This is a genomic window from Kitasatospora setae KM-6054, from assembly GCF_000269985.1.
Classification (GTDB): domain Bacteria; phylum Actinomycetota; class Actinomycetes; order Streptomycetales; family Streptomycetaceae; genus Kitasatospora; species Kitasatospora setae.
In genome coordinates, this window is the sequence record NC_016109.1 from 6,372,996 (window position 1) to 6,390,808 (window position 17,813).

General features: G+C 73.9%; 17 protein-coding genes. 9 read left to right on the top strand and 8 right to left on the bottom strand.

From position 1 onward, the window contains the following. Window positions 1-18 precede the first annotated feature (18 nt). Window positions 19-1,008, top strand: a complete 990-nt coding sequence (moaA, locus tag KSE_RS28200) for a GTP 3',8-cyclase MoaA (RefSeq protein WP_033258709.1) — start codon at window positions 19-21, stop codon at window positions 1,006-1,008. Between the two features lie 42 nt (window positions 1,009-1,050). Here the strand turns inward: moaA and KSE_RS28205 are convergent, their stop codons facing one another. From KSE_RS28205 to KSE_RS28230, 6 genes are all read right to left on the bottom strand, one after another. Further along, window positions 1,051-1,353 (bottom strand): hypothetical protein, encoded by a 303-nt coding sequence (locus tag KSE_RS28205; RefSeq protein WP_033258710.1) that lies wholly within the window; start codon window positions 1,351-1,353, stop codon window positions 1,051-1,053. A gap of 225 nt (window positions 1,354-1,578) precedes the next feature. Then, window positions 1,579-1,971: a DUF3099 domain-containing protein gene (locus tag KSE_RS28210; RefSeq protein ID WP_033258711.1), complete on the bottom strand. Its 393-nt coding sequence runs from the start codon at window positions 1,969-1,971 to the stop codon at window positions 1,579-1,581. Window positions 1,972-2,077: 106 nt separating this feature from the next. Next, entirely contained in the window at window positions 2,078-2,626 is a 549-nt protein-coding gene (locus tag KSE_RS28215; protein WP_033258739.1) for an RNA 2'-phosphotransferase, read from the bottom strand. 50 nt (window positions 2,627-2,676) lie between these two features. After that, complete coding sequence (locus KSE_RS28220) at window positions 2,677-4,071, bottom strand: metallopeptidase TldD-related protein (protein WP_014138775.1); 1,395 nt, start codon at window positions 4,069-4,071, stop codon at window positions 2,677-2,679. Next, window positions 4,071-5,597 (bottom strand): TldD/PmbA family protein, encoded by a 1,527-nt coding sequence (locus tag KSE_RS28225; protein ID WP_033258712.1) that lies wholly within the window; start codon window positions 5,595-5,597, stop codon window positions 4,071-4,073. Before KSE_RS28225 ends, KSE_RS28220 begins: the two co-directional genes overlap by 1 nt. Window positions 5,598-5,747: 150 nt before the next feature. Beyond that, a complete protein-coding gene (locus KSE_RS28230; RefSeq protein WP_014138777.1) occupies window positions 5,748-6,878 on the bottom strand; it encodes an MBL fold metallo-hydrolase in 1,131 nt (376 codons plus the stop codon). Between the two features lie 245 nt (window positions 6,879-7,123). Here KSE_RS28230 and fabG point away from each other — a divergent pair, with 245 nt between their 5' ends. Both fabG and fabI read left to right on the top strand, forming a co-directional pair. Continuing rightward, entirely contained in the window at window positions 7,124-7,843 is a 720-nt protein-coding gene (gene fabG, locus KSE_RS28235) for a 3-oxoacyl-[acyl-carrier-protein] reductase (RefSeq protein ID WP_014138778.1), read from the top strand. A 2-nt stretch (window positions 7,844-7,845) separates the two neighbouring features. Next, window positions 7,846-8,613, top strand: a complete 768-nt coding sequence (gene fabI, locus KSE_RS28240) for an enoyl-ACP reductase FabI (protein ID WP_014138779.1) — start codon at window positions 7,846-7,848, stop codon at window positions 8,611-8,613. Between the two features lie 73 nt (window positions 8,614-8,686). Here the strand turns inward: fabI and KSE_RS28245 are convergent, their stop codons facing one another. Next, a complete protein-coding gene (locus KSE_RS28245) occupies window positions 8,687-9,358 on the bottom strand; it encodes a FadR/GntR family transcriptional regulator (protein WP_014138780.1) in 672 nt (223 codons plus the stop codon). Window positions 9,359-9,439: 81 nt separating this feature from the next. On the opposite strand from KSE_RS28245, the gene KSE_RS28250 reads away from it, so the two are divergent. The 3 genes from KSE_RS28250 (at window position 9,440) to KSE_RS28255 (ending at window position 11,544) form a co-directional block, all read left to right on the top strand. Next, a complete protein-coding gene (locus KSE_RS28250) occupies window positions 9,440-10,753 on the top strand; it encodes a CynX/NimT family MFS transporter (protein ID WP_014138781.1) in 1,314 nt (437 codons plus the stop codon). A gap of 10 nt (window positions 10,754-10,763) precedes the next feature. Continuing rightward, window positions 10,764-10,886: an SGM_5486 family transporter-associated protein gene (locus KSE_RS45940; protein WP_014138782.1), complete on the top strand. Its 123-nt coding sequence runs from the start codon at window positions 10,764-10,766 to the stop codon at window positions 10,884-10,886. 130 nt (window positions 10,887-11,016) lie between these two features. Next, the gene (locus tag KSE_RS28255; RefSeq protein WP_014138783.1) at window positions 11,017-11,544 is read left to right on the top strand and encodes a SixA phosphatase family protein; all 528 of its coding nucleotides are present in this window, start codon (window positions 11,017-11,019) and stop codon (window positions 11,542-11,544) included. Between the two features lie 84 nt (window positions 11,545-11,628). Here the strand turns inward: KSE_RS28255 and serB are convergent, their stop codons facing one another. Continuing rightward, window positions 11,629-12,891, bottom strand: a complete 1,263-nt coding sequence (gene serB / locus KSE_RS28260; protein WP_014138784.1) for a phosphoserine phosphatase SerB — start codon at window positions 12,889-12,891, stop codon at window positions 11,629-11,631. Between the two features lie 287 nt (window positions 12,892-13,178). Here serB and KSE_RS28265 point away from each other — a divergent pair, with 287 nt between their 5' ends. The 3 genes from KSE_RS28265 (at window position 13,179) to KSE_RS28275 (ending at window position 17,798) form a co-directional block, all read left to right on the top strand. After that, window positions 13,179-15,878: an FHA domain-containing protein gene (locus tag KSE_RS28265; protein WP_014138785.1), complete on the top strand. Its 2,700-nt coding sequence runs from the start codon at window positions 13,179-13,181 to the stop codon at window positions 15,876-15,878. Window positions 15,879-16,018: 140 nt separating this feature from the next. Beyond that, window positions 16,019-17,158 carry a GAF domain-containing sensor histidine kinase gene (locus tag KSE_RS28270; protein ID WP_014138786.1) on the top strand — a complete coding sequence of 380 codons (1,140 nt, stop codon included), beginning with the start codon at window positions 16,019-16,021 and terminating at the stop codon, window positions 17,156-17,158. After that, entirely contained in the window at window positions 17,151-17,798 is a 648-nt protein-coding gene (locus KSE_RS28275) for a response regulator (protein ID WP_014138787.1), read from the top strand. The genes KSE_RS28270 and KSE_RS28275 overlap by 8 nt, the downstream gene beginning before the upstream one ends. The last annotated feature ends 15 nt before the right edge of the window (window positions 17,799-17,813 follow it).

The window sequence follows — 17,813 nt, forward strand, 5'->3', positions numbered from 1 at the left end:
AGGGAGGCGGGCGCCGGGATGCTCCTCGACACCTACGGCCGGCGGGCGGTCGACCTGCGGGTCTCGCTCACCGACCGGTGCAACCTGCGCTGCACCTACTGCATGCCCGAAGAGGGCCTCAGCTGGCTCGGCAAGCCGGAACTGCTCACCGACGAGGAGATCGTCCGGCTGGTCGCCCTCGCCGTCGGCACCCTCGGCGTCCGCGAAGTCCGCTTCACCGGCGGCGAACCGCTGCTCCGGCCCGGACTGGTCGGCATCATCGCCGCCTGCGCCGCGCTCGAACCCCGGCCGGAGGTCTCGCTCACCACCAACGGCATCGGCCTCGCCCGGATCGCGCCCGCGCTCCGGGACGCCGGCGTCGACCGGGTCAACGTCTCGCTCGACACCCTCGACCCCGACACCTTCGCCACCCTCACCCGCCGCCGCCGCCACCAGGACGTCCTCGACGGCCTGGCCGCCGCCGAGGCCGCCGGACTGCGGCCGGTCAAGCTCAACGCCGTCCTGATGCGCGGCGTCAACGACCACGAGGCCGCCGACCTGCTCGGCTGGGCGATCGAACACGGCTACCAGCTGCGCTTCATCGAGCAGATGCCGCTCGACGCGCAGCACGGCTGGGACCGCAGCCGGATGGTCACCGCCGAGGAGATCCTCGAACTGCTCCGCGCCCGCTTCGAGTTGACCCCCGAACCGTCCACCGCCCGCGGCGCCGCCCCCGCCGAACGCTGGCTCGTCGACGGCGGCCCCGCGACGGTCGGCGTCATCGCCTCCGTGACCCGGCCGTTCTGCCGCGCCTGCGACCGCACCAGGCTCACCGCCGACGGGCAGATCCGCAACTGCCTCTTCGCGACCGGCGAGACCGACCTGCGCGGCGCGCTGCGCAGTGGCGCGAGCGACGCGGAACTCGCCGAGCTGTGGCGCGCGGCGATGTGGGGCAAGAAGGCCGGCGCGGGCATCGACCAGCCGGAGTTCCACCAGCCCGAGCGGCCGATGTCGGCGATCGGCGGCTGAGCGCCCGTACGGGCGGGTGAGCGGGCGGACCCGGGGTCGGCGTTACTCCGAGGCGGGTGCGCCGGCGGGCCCGGCGGCGGGCTGGGCGCCGGGCTGGGCGCCGGGCTCGGGGAAGGGCTCGGTCTCCTTGAGGAAGCCGCGGACGGCGAGGAACTGGCTGAGGCTGTCGCGGTGGGTGTCGCAGGCGAGCCAGGACTTGCGGCGGTCGGGGGTGTGCAGCGTGGGGTTGTTCCACAGCAGGGACCAGCGGGCGAGGTCGCGGCAGCCCTTGGCGGAGCACTTCGGGGGGCCGACGGGGCCGTCGGGGCCGGTGGGGGTGCCGAAGAGGGGGTGCGCGGTGTCCATGGGTGTGATCCTATGCCCGGGCATGACGACGCCGGGCAGCCACGGGGGGAGCTGCCCGGCGTCGGTCTGTCGCTCCGACGGGGGATGCGGAGCGCTAAGGAAGTATGGCACGGCGGGAGGGGGCTGGGTGGGCCTGTCCGGTGATTAATTTGAGGATCGTCTGAGCTTTCGGACGGTCATACCACCGCATGAACGGACATAGCGGGCCTCAGGGTTGAGGGATTCTCAGCTCTGTGGCTGGTTCTCGCCGTTCGCGGCGGCCTTGGCGGCGGCGGCCTTGGCGGCGGCGGCCGCCGCACCGCCGCCGCCCGTGCCGCCGGGGCCGAGCATCAGCGGGGTGTCCGGGGCGAAGGCGAAGGTCGAGGGCAGCCCGGGGGCGCGCTCGCGGCCCGCGTTGGCGATCAGGACGGCGAAGTAGGGCAGCAGGATGCCGCCGGCCAGCGCCACGAAGGCGAGCCAGCGCTGGACGTCCCAGAGGACCACCGCGAGCAGGACGCAGGCGGTGCGGATCAGCATGGAGACGACGTAGCGGCGCTGCCGCCCCCGGACGTCCTCGCTGAGGCTGCTGCGGGCCCCGGTGATCCGGAAGACCTGGCCGTCGTCCGCCTTCTTGGACATGTCGTCCCCATCCACTCCTCGGGCCGGTCCGGCCCCACCGTCGACCACCGTAACCCCGCTGACGCCGATCGGACCCACCCGGGTCGGGTCGGCGCGCGGCGGGTGGTCAGGGCGTCCGGCGCAGGTACCCGACCGGGACGGCGTCGGTCAGCCAGACGCCGTTCGCGGACGCCCGGAACTCGTACCCGTCCCGGGCCATCGCCGCCGCGTCGACCGCCAGGACGACCGGGCGGCCGTGCCGGGAGCCGACCTTCACGGCCGTCTCGGTGTCGGCCGAGAGGTGCACGTCCCGTCGGCTCATCGGGCGCAGGCCCTCGGCCAGGACGTGGCGCAGCGTCCGCTCGGCGGTGCCGTGGAACAGCGTGTCGGGCGGGGTGGCGGCGGGCAGGCCGAGGTCGACCTCGACGGTGTGGCCCTGGCTGGCGCGGATCGAGCGGCCGTCCTCGGAGTAGGCGAAGCGGCGCTTGTCGTTGGTGGCGACGACGTGGTCCAGCTCGGCCCGGCTCAGCCGCCGGCCGTGCCGGGCCAGCGCGGCGAGCAGGGCGTCGACCTCCACCCAGCCCGCCGCGTCCAGCGTGATCCCGACGGCGCCCGGGTCGTGGCGCAGGATGCGGGAGAGCGTCTTCGACGTCTTCACGGTGCGTTTCTGGTCCATCGGGTCCATCGGGTCCATCGGGGTCCCCCCGGGGTACGGGCCGGCCGGGCTCAGGAGGCCTGGCTGACCGAGCTCATGTTGAAGTCGGGCACCCGGACCGGCGGCATCGCCGCCCGGGTGAACCAGTCGCCCCACTCGCGGGGCAGGCAGCGTTCGGTGCGGCCCACCTCGGTGATCCGGCCGAGCAGGTCCACCGGGGACTCGTTGAAGCGGAAGTTGTTGACGGCGCCGACCACCTCGCCGTTCTCGACCAGGTAGACGCCGTCCCGGGTGAGGCCGGTGAGCAGCAGGGTCGCCGGGTCGACCTCGCGGATGTACCAGAGGCAGGTGAGCAGCAGGCCGCGCTCGGTGCGGGCGACCATCTCCTCCAGCGTGGGCGCGCCCGGGGCGGAGGTCTCCAGCACCAGGTTGTCGACCGGCGGGGTGAGCGGCAGGCCGGCCAGGCCGGCGGAGTGCCGGGTGGTCAGCAGGTGGGCGAGCCGACCGTCGCGCAGCCAGTCGGTGGCGGCCAGCGGGGAGCCGTTGTCGAACACCGAGTCGTTCTCGCCGGAGGAGTGCGCGAGGACGAACGGCGCGGCCTGCAGGCCGGGTTCGGCCGGGTCGGAGCGCAGGGTCAGCGGCAGCGGGCTGAGCTGCTCGCCGATCCGGGTGCCGCCCCCCTGCCTGGAGAAGACCGAGCGGCCCTCCACCGCGTCCCGCGCGCCGGCCGACCAGGAGAGGTAGACCATCAGGTCGGCGACGGCCGAGGGCGGCAGCAGTGTCTCGTACCGGCCGGCCGGCAGGTCGACCCGCTTGCGGCCCCAGCCCAGGCGGCGGGTCAGGTCGGTGTGCAGGGCGGTGACGTCGACGTCGGTGAAGTCCCGGGTGGCGGCGCCGGCCCAGGCCGAGCCGGACAGGTCGGCGGTCTTGGCGTTCAGTTCGACCGTGCCGGTGGGCTGGTCGTGGCGCAGCCGCAGGCCGGTGGAGCTGCCCAGGTAGGAGGTGGTGCGCTCGTGCCGGGCGAAGCCGTACAGCAGTTCGCCGCCGGCCCGGGCCCGGGCGAAGGCCTCGCCGAGGGCCGGGGCGAAGGCGGTGAACACGCCGATGTCGGTGGTCTCCGGGGCCTCGGTGAAGCGCGGGTCGGCGGCCCGGCCGGCGATCAGCGGCTGGGCGTCCTCGGCGGGCTCGGCGGCCCGGGCGGCGGCCTCGGCGGCGCGCACCAGCCGCTCGACCTCGTCGAGCGTGACGGCCTCCTGGGCGACCACGCCGGAGGCGGTGCCGGTGGCGCCGGCCACGGTGGAGATCACGGTGAGGCGGCGGCCGCGGGTGACGCCGTTGGTGGTCAGGGCGTTGCCGGCCCAGCGCAGGTTGGCGGTGGACTCCTCGTCGGCGATCACCACGCAGCCGTCGGCGCGGGAGAGTTCGAGGGCGCGTTCCACCAGCTCGTGGGGGTGCGTGAGGGACATCAGTGACCCGCCTCCTGCTGGGTGTTGAGCACGTTGACCTGGCGGAACAGCGCGGACGGGCAGCCGTGGCTGACCGCGGCGACCTGGCCCGGCTGGGCCTTGCCGCAGTTGAAGGCCCCGCCGAGCACGTACGTCTGCGGGCCGCCGACGGCGCTCATCGAGCCCCAGAAGTCGGTGGTGGTGGCCTGGTAGGCGAAGTCCTTGACCTGGCCCGCGAGTTCGCCGTCCCGGATGGCGTAGGCGCGCTGGCCGGTGAACTGGAAGTTGTAGCGCTGCATGTCGATCGACCAGGAGCGGTCGCCGACGATGTACAGCCCGTTCTCGACCTGGGAGACCAGGCCCGCGGTGTCCGGGCCGCCGGCGGCCGGCTGGAGCGAGACGTTGGCCATCCGCTGCACCGGCACGTGCGCCGGGGAGTCGGCGTAGGCGCAGCCGTTGGAGCGGCCGAAGCCCTTCAACCGGGCCATCGGGCGGTCGAGCTGGTACCCGACCAGGACGCCGTCGCGGATCAGGTCCCAGGACTGGGTGGCCACGCCCTCGTCGTCGTAGCCGATGGTGGCCAGGCCGTGCTCGGCCGTCCGGTCGCCGGTGACGTGCATCAGCTCGGAGCCGTACTTCAGGCTGCCCAGCTGGTCGAAGGTGGCGAACGAGGTGCCCGCGTAGGCCGCCTCGTAGCCCAGCGCGCGGTCCAGCTCGGTGGCGTGGCCGATCGACTCGTGGATGGTCAGCCACAGGTTGGACGGGTCGATCACCAGGTCGTAGCGGCCCGCGGCGACGCTCGGTGCCCGCATCTTCTGCGCCAGCAGCTCGGGCAGCTCGGCCAGTTCGGCGTCCCAGTCCCAGCCCGTGCCGCGCAGGTACTCCCAACCGCGCCCGGCCGGCGGCGCGATGGTGCGCATCGAGTCGAACGCGCCGGTCCGCTCGTCCACGCTGGTGGCCTCCAGCCACGGGTGCAGGCGCACCCGCTGCTGGGTGGTCACGGTGCCCGCGGTGTCCGCGTAGAACTTGTTCTCCTGCACGGTCAGCACGGCGGCCGACACGTGCGAGACGCCGTCGGCGGCCAGCAGCCGGGACGACCAGTCGGCCAGCAGGCCGGTCTTCTCCGCGTCCGGCACGTCGAACGGGTTCAGCTCGTACGCGGAGACCCACTCGGCGGCCGGGTAGACCGGCTCGGGGGCCAGCTCGACCCGCTCGGCCGAGCCCGCCGCCCGGCTGATCCCGCCCGACAGCCGGGCCACCGCCACCGCCTGCTCGGCGACCGCCGCGGCCGCCTCCGGCGTCAGGTCGACGCCGGCCGCGAAGCCCCAGGCGCCGTCCAGCAGGACGCGGACCGCGAAGCCCAGCTGCACCGTGTCCGACGAGCCGGCCGGCCGGGCGTCCCGCAGCCGCCAGGACGCCGAACGGACCCGCTCCAGGCGGAAGTCGGCGTGCGAGACGCCCAGCTGCCGGGCCCGCGACAGGGCCGCGTCGGCCAGCGGGCGCAACGGGTAGGAGAGGAACTGAGGGTCCAGCGCGGAGGGGGGCATCGGGCTCCCTGGGTCGAGGGTCACGGCGAGGATCACAACGCGGCGGGCCCGCCCCCGGCCGAGGGCGCACCCGCTCGCATCATCCCCGCCCGCACGGCGTTCGGCCAGCAAATATTCACCGCGCCGCGCTGACGCCCCGTCAGCTCCAGGTCAGGAGAGCGCCTCCCACCAGCCGTCCGGCTCCGGCGGGTTGGCGGTCTCCACCCGCTGCCCCGGTCGCGGCACCGCCACCGGCACGCCCTGCTGCTTGGCCTCCGCCAGCAGCCGCTCCACCGGCTCCGCCCAGCGGTGCGGCGCCAGGTTGAAGGTGCACCAGTGGATCGGCAGCAGCAGCCCGCCGCGCAGGTCCAGATGCGCCCGCACCGCCTCCTCCGGGTTCAGGTGGATGTCCGCCCAGGCCGGGTCGTACGCGCCGATCGCCATCAGCGCCGCGTCGAACGGGCCGTGCAGCTCGCCGATCCGGGCGAAGCCCTCGAAGTAGCCGGAGTCGCCGGTGAAGAACACCCGCCGCTCCGGGCCCGCCACCACCCAGGAGCCCCACAGCGTGGTGTTACGGACCAGGCTGCGGCCGGAGAAGTGGTGCGCGGCGGTCAGCGTCAGCGTCAACTCGCCGAGCGTGCAGGTCTCGTCCCAGTCCAGCTCGATGATCCGGTGCTCCGGCACGCCCCAGCGGCGCAGGTGCCCGCCGATGCCCAGCGGCACCGCGAACGGCGCCGACTGCAGCTCCACCAGCCGGCGCACCGTCGCCATGTCCAGGTGGTCGTAGTGGTCGTGCGAGATCAGCACCGCGTCGACCTGCGGCAGTTCGGCGAGCTCCACCGGCACCGGGTGCAGCCGCTTCGGGCCGGTCAGCTGCGAGGGCGAGCAGCGGTCCGACCAGATCGGGTCGACCAGCACCCGGCAGCCGTCCAGCTCCAGCAGCGCCGAGGCGTGCCCGAACCAGGTCACCGCGACGCCCCGGGACGCCCCGTCCGCCACCTCCGGCACCGCCAGCGGCACCGGACCGTCCGGCACCCGGCCCTCCTTCTCGAACAGCATCCGGCGCAGCGTCGCCCCGTCCGGCCGACCGGGGGCCCCGGCCGACACCTCGGACGGCGCGTTGTGGAACACTCCGTCCCGGTACTGCGGGGACGCCCGCAGCCGCGGGTCCGACGCGTCCGGCCGCCGCCCGAACTGGGCCGGCACCTCGCGCAGCGCCCACGCCGCCGCACCCGCCAGCGCCAGGGCCGCCGCGGCCGCCAGCCGCCGCCGGGCCTTCCGGCCAGGGTCTGCACCACTCATCGCGTCCGCTCCGATCGGCTCGCCTCGAACCGGCGTCCCGGACTCTCCGGAACACCTCCGGGGCAACGCCCGCCAGCCGCGCCGCGTTCCCCTTCCCCCGGGACACCCCGTTGTGGGAAGGCGACAGATCTCACCGGACGCCCCTGTCGGAGGCCGCTTCGCCCCGGCTCGCACCCTACCGATAGCGTCGCTGGTGTACTGCGGGCGCTGCTGCGCGCGCACAGTGACAGAAAGAAGGTGGAACCTTGAGCCGCTCGGTACTGGTCACCGGAGGTAACCGGGGCATCGGTCTGGCGATCGCCCAGAGCTTCGCCGAGGCGGGCGACAAGGTCGCCATCACCAGCCGCAACGGCGAGGTCCCGGAGGAACTCGCCAAGTACGGCGTCCTCGCCGTCCGCGCCGACATCACCGACACGGAGCAGGTCGACGCCGCCTTCACCGAGATCGAGGCCGCCCACGGCCCGGTCGAGGTGCTGGTCGCCAACGCCGGCATCACCAAGGACACCCTGCTGCTGCGCATGTCCGAGGACGAGTTCACCTCCGTCCTGGACACCAACCTCACCGGCACCTTCCGGGTCGTGAAGCGCGCCGCCGCGAAGATGCTCCGCGCCCGCAAGGGCCGGGTCGTGCTGATCTCCTCCGTGGTCGGCCTCAGCGGTTCCGCCGGGCAGGTCAACTACGCCGCCTCCAAGGCCGGCCTGGTCGGCTTCGCCCGCTCGCTCGCCCGCGAACTCGGCTCGCGCGGCATCACCGTCAACGTGGTGGCGCCCGGCTTCGTGGACACCGACATGACCGCCGTGCTCAGCGAGGAGCGCCGCAAGGAGATCGTCTCCGGCGTCCCGCTGAACCGCTACGCCGCCCCCGCCGAGATCGCCTCGGCCGTGCGGTTCCTGGCCTCCGACGAGGCCGCGTACATCACCGGAGCCGTCATTCCCGTGGACGGCGGATTGGGCATGGGCCACTGACCATGACTGGAATTCTCGAAGGCAAGCGGATCCTGATCACCGGTGTGCTGATGGAGTCCTCCATCGCGTTCCACACCGCCAGGCTGGCCCAGGAGCAGGGCGCGGAGATCATCCTCACCGCCTTCCCGCGCCCCAGCCTCACCGAGCGCATCGCCAAGAAGCTCCCCAACCCCGTCCAGGTGCTGGAGCTCGACGTCTCCAGTGCGGAGCAGCTGGACGGCATCGCCGACAAGGTCCGCGAGCACCTGCCCACCCTCGACGGCATCGTCCACTCCATCGGCTTCGCGCCGCAGGACGCCCTCGGCGGCAACTTCCTCGACACCCCGTGGGAGTCCGTCGCCACCGCGATGCACGTCTCCGCGTACTCGTTCAAGTCGCTCACCACCGCGCTGCTCCCGCTCATGCAGGACGGCGGCTCGGTGGTCGGCCTGACCTTCGACGCGCAGTTCGCCTGGCCGCAGTACGACTGGATGGGCCCGGCGAAGGCCGCCCTGGAGTCGACCAACCGGTACCTGGCCCGCTACCTCGGCGCCCGCGACATCCGCTGCAACCTGGTCTCGGCCGGCCCGATCGGCTCGATGGCCGCGAAGTCGATCCCCGGCTTCCCCGACCTGGCCGCCACCTGGGACACCCGCTCCCCGCTCAAGTGGGACCTCACCGACCCGGAGCCGGCCGGCCGCGGCGTCGTCGCGCTGCTCAGCGACTGGTTCCCGAAGACCACCGGCGAGATCGTCCACGTGGACGGCGGGCTGCACGCGATCGGCGCGTAGCCGCTCCGCTCCGGGCCGCTCCACCGACGGGCGCGGCCGCCCCCTTCCGGGGCGGCCGCGCCCGCGCGCGTTGCTACGGGTTCTTCTTGCAGAAGCCGATGGCGCGGCCGGCCTCGTCGGCGGCCCGCTCGGGGTCGCCGGCCCGGACGGCGTCGAGGATGGCGTCGTGCGGGACCCAGCGGTGCGGGAGCAGGTCGGGGCCGACGTCGTGCCGGAGGTGGGCGCGGAGCACCTCGCCGAGGTCGGCGTAGACGGCGGCGAGCACGTCGTTGTGGGCGGCGGCGACCACGGCCTGGTGGAAGGCGGCGTCGGCCTGGATGAAGTCCTCCGGGACGCCGGCGTGCCAGGCCGCGTCCCGGCGGCCCAGCGCGGCGTCGAGGAGTTCGAGGTCGCGCGGGGTGCGGCGGAGCGCGGCGAAGCCGGCCGCCGAGGTCTCCAGGGTCGAGCGCAGCTCGGCGACCTGGTCCTGGTCGGCGTCGGCGAAGCGGCGGTGCAGCACGCCGGCCAGTTCGCTGGTGGCCAGCACGTAGGTGCCGGAGCCCTGGCGGATGTCGAGCAGCCCGTTGTGCGCCAGGGCGCGGACGGCCTCCCGGATGGTGTTGCGGGCGACGCCGAGCTGGTCGACGAGCTCGGCTTCGGTGGGGATGCGTGATCCCACCGGCCACTCGCCGGAGGTGATCTGGGCCCGGAGCTGGGCGATCACCTGGTCGGAGAGCGGGGTGCGGCGAGTGGCCGACAGCGCCAAGGTCGTGCTCGCTTTCTGTGTGGTCTACGTCATCAGGATACCGGCGTGCGCTAAGTCATCCCATGATTCTATGATTACGCCATGCCTACCGCAGCAGAGCCCTCCGCGACCGAGACCGGAAGCCGCCCACCCACCGCCGAAACGCCCGCCGGGGCCCCCGTCGACGCCCCCGCCGGCGTCCGCGCCCGCGCCGAGGCGCCCGCCCGCAACGCCGCCGCCGTCCTGCTCGCCGTCGCCGTGGCCGCCGCCGCGGTGAACCTGCGTCCGGTGGTCACCAGCCTGGGCGCGCTGCTCGACCCGGTCCGGGACGGCCTGGGGATGAGCGCCACGATGGCCGGCCTGCTGGCCGCCGTGCCGCCGCTGTGCTTCGCGGTGCTGGGGATCTGCGCCCCGGCGCTGGCCCGCCGGCTGGGGCCGATCGCGGTGGTGACGGCCGCGCTGGCGGCGATCACCGCGGGCGTGCTGGCCCGCTCGTTCACCGGCTCGGCCGTCGTCTTCCTGCTGCTGACGGCGCTGGCGCTGGCGGGCGTCGCGCTGGCGAACGTGCTGATCCCGGTCGTGATCAAGCGGTACTTCCCGGACCGGGTGGCGCCGATGATCGGCCTGTACTCGATGGCGCTCTCGGTCGGCACCTCGCTGGCCGCCGCCACCACCGTCCCGCTGACGAACGCGCTGGGCGGCGACTGGCGGCTCGGCCTGGGCGTCTGGGGCCTGCTCGCGCTGGCCGCGCTGGCGCTCTGGCTGGTGGTGCTGTTCGCGCGCCGGGAGCGGGGCGCCGCCTCCTCCCCGGCGGCCGGCCCGCACGTGAAGCTGCCGATCCTGCGCAGCCGTACCGCGTGGGCGCTGGCCTTCTTCTTCGGCCTGCAGTCGACCAGCGCGTACAGCGCGATGGGCTGGCTGCCGAAGATCTACCACGACGCCGGGGTCTCCGAGTCGGCGTCCGGCGTGCTGCTGGCGCTGGTGATGGCGGTCAGCGTCCCGGTCTCCTTCCTGCTGCCGAACCTGGCGGCCCGCCGCGGCGACCAGCGGCTGTACGTGGTGGTGCTCGGCCTGTGCGGGATCGCCGGCTTCCTCGGACTGATGCTGGCCGCCGGCACGGTGCCGTGGCTGTGGGCGGTCCTGGTCGGCCTGTCGATGTGCGCGTTCCCGCTGGCGCTGACCATGCTCGGCCTGCGCGCCCGCACCCCGGGCGGGGTGACCCAGCTGTCGGCGTTCGCGCAGAGCCTGGGCTACCTGATCTCGATCCCGGGCCCGATCCTGATGGGCGCGCTCTACCAGAGCACCGGCCAGTGGTACCTGCCGCTGGGCCTGCTCGCGCTGCTGCTGGTGCCGCAGATGCTGGTCGGCCTGCGGGCGGCCCGGGCCCGGCACATCGAGGACGAGGCCGTCGGTTAGGCTCGGCCGCATGCCAGTACTCGATCCCAACCCGCAGGGCGGGCAGAAGAAGCTGCTGCAGATGCTCGGCCTGATCGCCGGCATCGTGACGGTGATCGCGATCGTCGCCAGCCTCGCGAACGCGATGGGCTGAACCGTCCGCCGCGCGGACGCGAGGGGCCGGACCGCTCGTCCGTGCGGGTTCCGGGCGGCCGCCACCCCTGCGGGTGGCAGCTTCCCGGACCACGCGACCGGACGGCGGTTTTCTGCGAAGCTCTAGGGGTATGAGCGCCGACAACCCCCGTAGGATCATCGTCCTCCGCCACGCCCGGGCGGACTGGCCCAACCAGGTCAGCGACCACGACCGCCCGCTCGCCGACCGCGGCCGCGGCCAGGCGTCCGACGCGGGCCGCTGGCTGGCGGACTCCGGGGTCAACCCGGACCACGTGCTGTGCTCCACCGCGCTGCGCACCCGGGAGACCTGGAAGCTGGTCGCCCACGAGCTCCCCAAGCGGGCCCGCCGGACGGTCTACGAGGACCGGGTGTACGAGGCCCAGCCGGGCAGGCTGATCGAGGTCATCCAGGAGACCCCCGAGGAGCACGCCGACCTGCTGCTGGTCGGCCACAACCCCGGCGTCCTCGGCCTGACCCAGGTGCTGGCCGGCGACGAGGGCGACACCGACGCGCTCAACCGGCTGCGCCTGAACGGCTTCCCGCCCGCCGCGGTGGCCGTGCTCAGCTTCGAGGGCCCGTGGAAGCTGGTCGAGCCTGGCGTCGCCCGGCTCGACTCGTACTTCATGCCGCAGGACTGACCGCGCGAGCGCACGACCGCCCGAGCGCATGGCGGAGGGGCGGCACCCGGGGTACGGGTGCCGCCCCTCCGCCGCGCCGCGTGCTCAGTCCTCGGTGGGCGTGCCGTCCAGCTCGTCGGCCGCCTCGACCTCCTCGCGGGTCACCCCGAGCAGGTAGAGCACGGTGTCCAGGAACGGGACGTTCACGGCGGTGTCGGCCTGCTCGCGGACCACCGGCTTGGCGTTGAAGGCGACGCCCAGACCGGCCGCGTTCAACATGTCGAGGTCGTTGGCGCCGTCGCCGATCGCCACCGTCTGCTCCAGCGGCACCCCGGCCCGCTCGGCGAACCGGGCCAGCCAGCGGGCCTTGCCCGCCCGGTCGACGATCTCGCCGGTGACCCGGCCGGTGAACTTCCCGTCCTCGACCTCCAGCGTGTTGGCGGCCGCGAAGTCCAGGCCCAGGCGCTCCACCAGGTGGTCGGTGACCTGGGTGAACCCGCCGGAGACGATCGCCACCTGGTAGCCGAGCCGCTTCAGGGTGCGGATCAGCGTCCGGGCGCCCGGGGTCAGTCGGACCTCGGCGCGGACCTTCTCGGTCACCCCGGCGTCCAGCCCGGCCAGCAGCGCGACCCGGGCCCGCAGCGACTCGGCGAAGTCCAGCTCGCCGCGCATCGCCTGCTCGGTCACCGCGGCGACCTGCTCCTCGCAGCCCGCGTGGGCCGCGAACAGCTCGATCACCTCGTCCTGGATCAGCGTGGAGTCGACGTCCATCACGATCAGCCGCTTGGCCCGCCGGTGCAGGCCCGAGCGGACCACCGCGACATCCACCCGCTGGGCCGCGGCCTCCGCCGCCAGCACCGCGCGGAGCTCCTCGGTGGGCACCCCGGAGATGGTCAGCTCCACCGCCGTCACCGGGTACTTGGCGAGCCGGAAGACCCGGTCGATGTTGCCGCCGGCCGCCGAGACCCGGGAGGTCAGCGCCGCCACCGCGCCCGCCGTCAGCGGGCTGCCGAGCACCGTCACGTGCGAACGGCCCTCGCCGCGCGCCCGGTTGTCGCCGGTGCCGGAGATGATCTCGGCCTGGAGCCTCAGCTCCTCCGCCCAGCGGTGCACGGTCACCCGCAGCGCGCCCTCGGCGCCCGGCGCGGCCGGCGGGGTGACCAGCGCGCACAGCGTTATCCGGCCACGGGTCACCACCTGCTCGATGTCGATCACCTCGACGTCGAAGCCGGCGAGCCGGTCGAACAGGCCCGCGGTGATCCCGGGGCGGTCCTTGCCGAACACCTTGACCAGCAGCGTGCGCTCGGCGTCGGTGCGCACGGGCGGCGCGGCGGAGAGGGCCTGGGCGGCCTGGGCGGTTGCGTTCATGGTGCCCCCCACGCTACCGGGCCCGACCCCGCGCCGACCGCAGGCGTCCGCGAGGTGGGACGCCCCGGCAGGGCTCCGGCAGGGCTCCGGCAGGGCTCCGCCGGGAGCTCCGCCGGGCTCCGGCGCGGAACCGCCGAGGTCGTGACGTGATCCTGACGAGGCCCCCGGCCGACCGCCGGGCGGTCACGGATCCGCGGCCCGACTTCCGAGTACACCGGGGGGGCTGGAATGATCCCCCCTGACAGATGCAACATCCTGGGGGACCGGAGAGCGGGGCGGGCGGAGAGTTGCCGCAACTTGTACTGGAAATCGACGGCCGGCAGCGGGTGCTGGAACCCGGCCGCGCCTACACCATCGGCCGCGATCCGGCGTCGGACTTCCCGTTCGACGACGCCAGGGTCTCCTGGCGGCACGCCAGCCTGAACTTCGACGGCGCCACCTGGCAGCTCGCCGACCACGGCTCCACCAACGGCACCTTCGTCGCCGGGGCCCGGGTCGCCCAGACCGCGCTCCACCCCGGCACCGTCGTGCACCTCGGCAACGGCCAGAACGGCCCCCGGCTCGCCTTCACCGCGCCCGCCGCGGCCCCCGTCCCGCAGGGCGGCATCCACGAGGCCGCCACCAGCCGGGCCCCCGGCCCGCAGTCGGGCCAGGCCCCGTTCCAGCAGCCGCCGTTCGGCCCCGGGCCGGCCGCCGCACCGCAGCAGGGCCACCGCCCGCCGCCGGTCGAGCAGCCGATCCCGCAGGGCTGGGACGCGCCCACCCCGCGCCCCGGCTTCCCGCAGCAGCAGTCCGGCGCCGCGCCGGTCCAGCACCCGCCGCTCCAGCAGCCCTACCAGCAGCAGCCGGTGCCCCCGCAGTTCCAGCAGCAGCAGCCGGCGCAGCAGCAGTTCCAGCAGCAGCCCCCGGCGCAGCAGCAGCAGTTCCAGCAGCCGCCGCAGCAGGGCGCCCCGGCCGGCGGGCTCGGCAACCCGACGATGATCCGCAGCCTGGCCGGCGGCCGCACCATCCGGATCGGCCGCGCGCTCGACAACGACATCGTGGTCTCCGACCTCCAGGTCTCCCGCCACCACGCCGAACTGCGCCAACTCCCGGACGGCCGCTGGGAGATCGTCGACCTCGGCAGCCACAACGGGATCTTCCTCAACGGCCAGCCCACCCGCCGCCAGCTGATGGGCCCGCAGGACCGGCTGACCGTCGGCCACTCCTCCTTCGTGCTGGTCGGCGACCAGCTCCAGGAGTTCGTCGACAACGGCGAGGTCTCCTTCTCCGCCCACCACCTGACCGTCGAGGTCGACTTCAAGGGCGGCAAGAAGGTCCTGCTCAACGACGTCAGCTTCTCCGTCCCGGAGAAGTCCCTGGTCGCGGTGATCGGCCCGTCCGGCTCCGGCAAGTCCACCCTGCTGCGCGCCCTCACCGGCTACCGCCCCGCCGACCGCGGCGACGTGCTGTACGACGGCCGCAACCTCTACCGCCAGTTCGCCGAACTGCGCTCCCGGATCGGCCTCGTCCCGCAGTCCGAGATCCTGCACAAGGAACTCACCGTCCGCACCGCCCTCAAGTACGCGGCCCGGCTGCGCTTCCCCGGCGACACCGAGGCCGCCGAGCGCGACCGCCGGATCGACGAGGTGCTGTACGAGCTGCGCCTGGACAAGCGCGCCGACAACCGGATCACCGCGCTCTCCGGCGGCCAGCAGAAGCGTGTCTCGGTCGCCCTGGAGCTGCTCACCAAGCCCTCGCTGATCTTCCTGGACGAGCCCACCTCCGGCCTCGACCCGGGCATGGACCGCGAGGTCATGCAGACCCTGCGCGGCCTCGCCGACGACGGCCGCACCGTCCTGGTCGTCACCCACTCGGTCGCCGAACTCGCGCTCTGCGACCGCCTGCTGGTGATGGCCCCCGGCGGCTCGGTGGCCTACTTCGGCCCGCCCGGCGAGGCCCTGCACTTCTTCGGCTACGAGACCTGGGCCGACGTCTTCCAGGCGTTCGAGAACTACCCCGACCACGACTGGGCCGGCCGCTACCGCAACTCCGTCCACTACCAGCAGTACTCGGCCAACGTGGACGCCGCGGTCTCCCAGGCCCAGAAGCCCAACACCCTCACCCAGCTGCGCCCGCCCAAGCCGCAGAGCTGGGGCTCCCAGCTGTGGACGCTGATCCGCCGCTACCTGGCGGTGATCGCCTCCGACAAGGGCTTCATCGCGCTGTCCGTGCTGCTGCCGCTGGTGCTCGGCGCGGTCTCCGCGGTCATCCCCGACAAGTGCGGCCTGGCGGCCTGCGACACCGGGAGCCACCGCAACGACGCCGCCCGGCTGATCCTGATGGTCGTCGCGTTCTCCGCCTGCCTGGCCGGCTCGGCGAACTCGGTCCGCGAACTCATCAAGGAACGCGCGATCTACGAACGGGAACGCGCCACCGGCCTGTCCCGCTCCGCCTACCTGGCCTCGAAGTTCATCGTGCTCGGCGCGATCAGCTTCCTGCAGGGCGGCCTGATCTCCGCGATCGCCTTCAAGGTCCGCAAGCTCCCCGCCGAGGGGCTGATCCTCAAGCACCTGCCCGCCGCCGAGATGTCCATCGGCGTCATCCTGCTCAGCTTCACCTCCATGATGGTCGGCCTGGCGATCTCCTCGCTGGTCAAGACCGCCGAGAAGACCATGCCGCTGCTGGTCATGTTCGCCATCGTCCAGATGGTCTTCACCGGCGCGATCTTCCAGCTCTTCGACAAGCCCGGCCTCGAACAGCTCGCCTGGCTGATGCCCGCCCGCTGGGGCGTCGCCGCCAGCGGCAACACCCTCGACCTGGCGCACACCTCCCCGGTCGTGATCGCCAAGCCGCCGGAGGTCGCCCCGCTCGACTCCCTCTGGGACCACTCCGCGGGCATGATGTTCCTCAACTGGACCGCCATGATCCTCATCTCGGTCGGCCTGGGCCTGGCCATCCAGCGCTTCCAGAAGCGCCACGAGCCGGACGTCATGCAGAACGGCTGACCCGTCGCGCGCACGCCGAAGGGCCCCTCCGGGGGCCCTTCGGCGTTCCGGCGGACGGCCCCGGGCGCTGCTCCCGGGCCCTGCGACCTAGGCCCCGCGCCCGAGGTGGCGGGCGTGATCGCGGCGGTAGCGTGGGCGGCATGGACACTCCCCGGTGCGATCCGTCGCTGCAGGCGATCGAGGCGCTCAGCGCCGCCGTGCTGGCGATGTCCCGGCCGCTGGAGGTGCGGGAGGTGCTGCGGCGGATCACCGCGTCCGCCCGGACGCTGCTCGGCGCCGAGTACGCCGCGCTGGGGCTGCCGGACGACCACGGCGGGTTCGCGCAGTTCGTCGTCGACGGGGTGAGCGACGAGCAGTGGCGGGCGATCGGCCCGCTGCCGCGCCAGCACGGCGTCCTGGCGTCGATGCTGCACGACCGCGAACCGACCCGGCTGACCGACGTCCGCACCGCGCCCGCGTTCGGCGGCTGGCCGGACGCCCACCCGGACATGACCGACTTCCTCGGCATGCCGATCATGGACGAGGACGAGATCGCCGGCGCGCTGTTCCTGGCCAACAAGCCGGGCGGCTTCACCGACCGGGACGAGAAGCTGCTGCGGATCCTGGTCGCGCACGCCGCGCTCGCCCTCGGCAACGCCCGGCTGTACGAGCGCAGCCGCGAACTGACCCTGTCCGGCGAGCGGGCCCGGATCGCGCACGACCTGCACGACGCCGTCTCGCAGAAGCTGTTCTCGCTCCGGCTGACCGCCCGCGCCGCCGCCCGGCAGGTCGACCGCGATCCGGCCCGGGCCCGCGAGAACCTGGCCGAGGTGGCCCGGCTCGCCGCCGAGGCGGCCGACGAACTGCGCGCGGTGGTGGTCGAACTGCGCCCGGCCGCGCTGGAGGAGGACGGCCTGGTCGCCACCCTCGCCTCGCAGGCCCAGGTGCTGGACCGGGCGCACAGCGCCCGGGTCGCCTTCACCGCCACCGGCGTCCGCGCGCTGCCCGCCGCCCAGGAGGCGGCCGTCCTACGGGTCGCCCAGGAGGCGCTGCACAACGCGTTGCGGCACGCCGGCGCCGACACCGTCACGGTCACCCTGACCGGCACCGCGCCGCGCGGCGCCCGGCTGACCGTCCGCGACGACGGCCGCGGCTTCGACCCGGAGTCGGTGCGCCGCGCGGGCCGGCACCTCGGTCTGGTGTCGATGCGCGACCGGGCCGCCGCGGTCGGCGGCCGGCTGTCCCTGGAGTCCGCCCCGGGCCGGGGCACCCTGGTCGAACTGGAGGTCCCCGGTGCCTGACACCCCGCCCCCGATCCGCGTGCTGCTGGTGGACGACCACCAGGTGGTCCGGCGCGGCCTGCGCACCTTCCTGGAGGTGCAGGACGACATCGAGGTGGTCGGCGAGGCCGCGGACGGCGCCGAGGCGGTCGAGCGGACCGCCGAACTCGCCCCCGACGTCGTCCTGATGGACCTCAAGATGCCCAGGGTGGACGGCATCGAGGCGCTCCGCCTGCTGCGCGAGCGCGGCAGCGCCGCCCGGGTGCTGATCGTCACCAGCTTCACCGAGCACCGCACGATGGTCCCGGCGCTGCGGGCCGGCGCCGCGGGCTACGTGTACAAGGACGTCGACCCGGAGGCGCTGGCCGGCGCGATCCGCTCGGTGCACGCCGGCCACGTCCTGCTCCAGCCCGAACTGGCCGCCGCGCTGCTCGCCGAGGACGTCCCGGCCCCGCCGCAGGGCCGCGGCGGCAACCTCACCGAGCGCGAGCGCGAGGTGCTCTCGCACATCGCCGACGGCCGCTCCAACCGGGAGATCGCCCGCACGCTGCACCTGTCGGAGAAAACGGTCAAGACGCACGTGTCGAACATCCTGATGAAGCTGGACGTCGCCGACCGCACCCAGGCCGCCCTCTGGGCCGTCCGGAACCAGGCGTCCTGAGGCCGCCCGGAACCG

Bases quoted from the DNA above. Each gene is read 5' to 3' on its own strand.
- KSE_RS28250 (WP_014138781.1), top strand. From the start codon at position 9,440: ATGCCTACCGCAGCAGAGCCCTCCGCGACCGAGACCGGAAGCCGCCCA.
- KSE_RS28210 (WP_033258711.1), bottom strand. From the start codon at position 1,971: ATGTCCAAGAAGGCGGACGACGGCCAGGTCTTCCGGATCACCGGGGCC.
- KSE_RS28230 (WP_014138777.1), bottom strand. From the start codon at position 6,878: ATGAGTGGTGCAGACCCTGGCCGGAAGGCCCGGCGGCGGCTGGCGGCC.
- KSE_RS28205 (WP_033258710.1), bottom strand. From the start codon at position 1,353: ATGGACACCGCGCACCCCCTCTTCGGCACCCCCACCGGCCCCGACGGC.
- KSE_RS45940 (WP_014138782.1), top strand. From the start codon at position 10,764: ATGCCAGTACTCGATCCCAACCCGCAGGGCGGGCAGAAGAAGCTGCTG.
- fabI (WP_014138779.1), top strand. From the start codon at position 7,846: ATGACTGGAATTCTCGAAGGCAAGCGGATCCTGATCACCGGTGTGCTG.
- serB (WP_014138784.1), bottom strand. From the start codon at position 12,891: ATGAACGCAACCGCCCAGGCCGCCCAGGCCCTCTCCGCCGCGCCGCCC.
- KSE_RS28255 (WP_014138783.1), top strand. From the start codon at position 11,017: ATGAGCGCCGACAACCCCCGTAGGATCATCGTCCTCCGCCACGCCCGG.
- KSE_RS28220 (WP_014138775.1), bottom strand. From the start codon at position 4,071: ATGTCCCTCACGCACCCCCACGAGCTGGTGGAACGCGCCCTCGAACTC.
- KSE_RS28270 (WP_014138786.1), top strand. From the start codon at position 16,019: ATGGACACTCCCCGGTGCGATCCGTCGCTGCAGGCGATCGAGGCGCTC.
- moaA (WP_033258709.1), top strand. From the start codon at position 19: ATGCTCCTCGACACCTACGGCCGGCGGGCGGTCGACCTGCGGGTCTCG.
- KSE_RS28225 (WP_033258712.1), bottom strand. From the start codon at position 5,597: ATGCCCCCCTCCGCGCTGGACCCTCAGTTCCTCTCCTACCCGTTGCGC.
- KSE_RS28215 (WP_033258739.1), bottom strand. From the start codon at position 2,626: ATGGACCAGAAACGCACCGTGAAGACGTCGAAGACGCTCTCCCGCATC.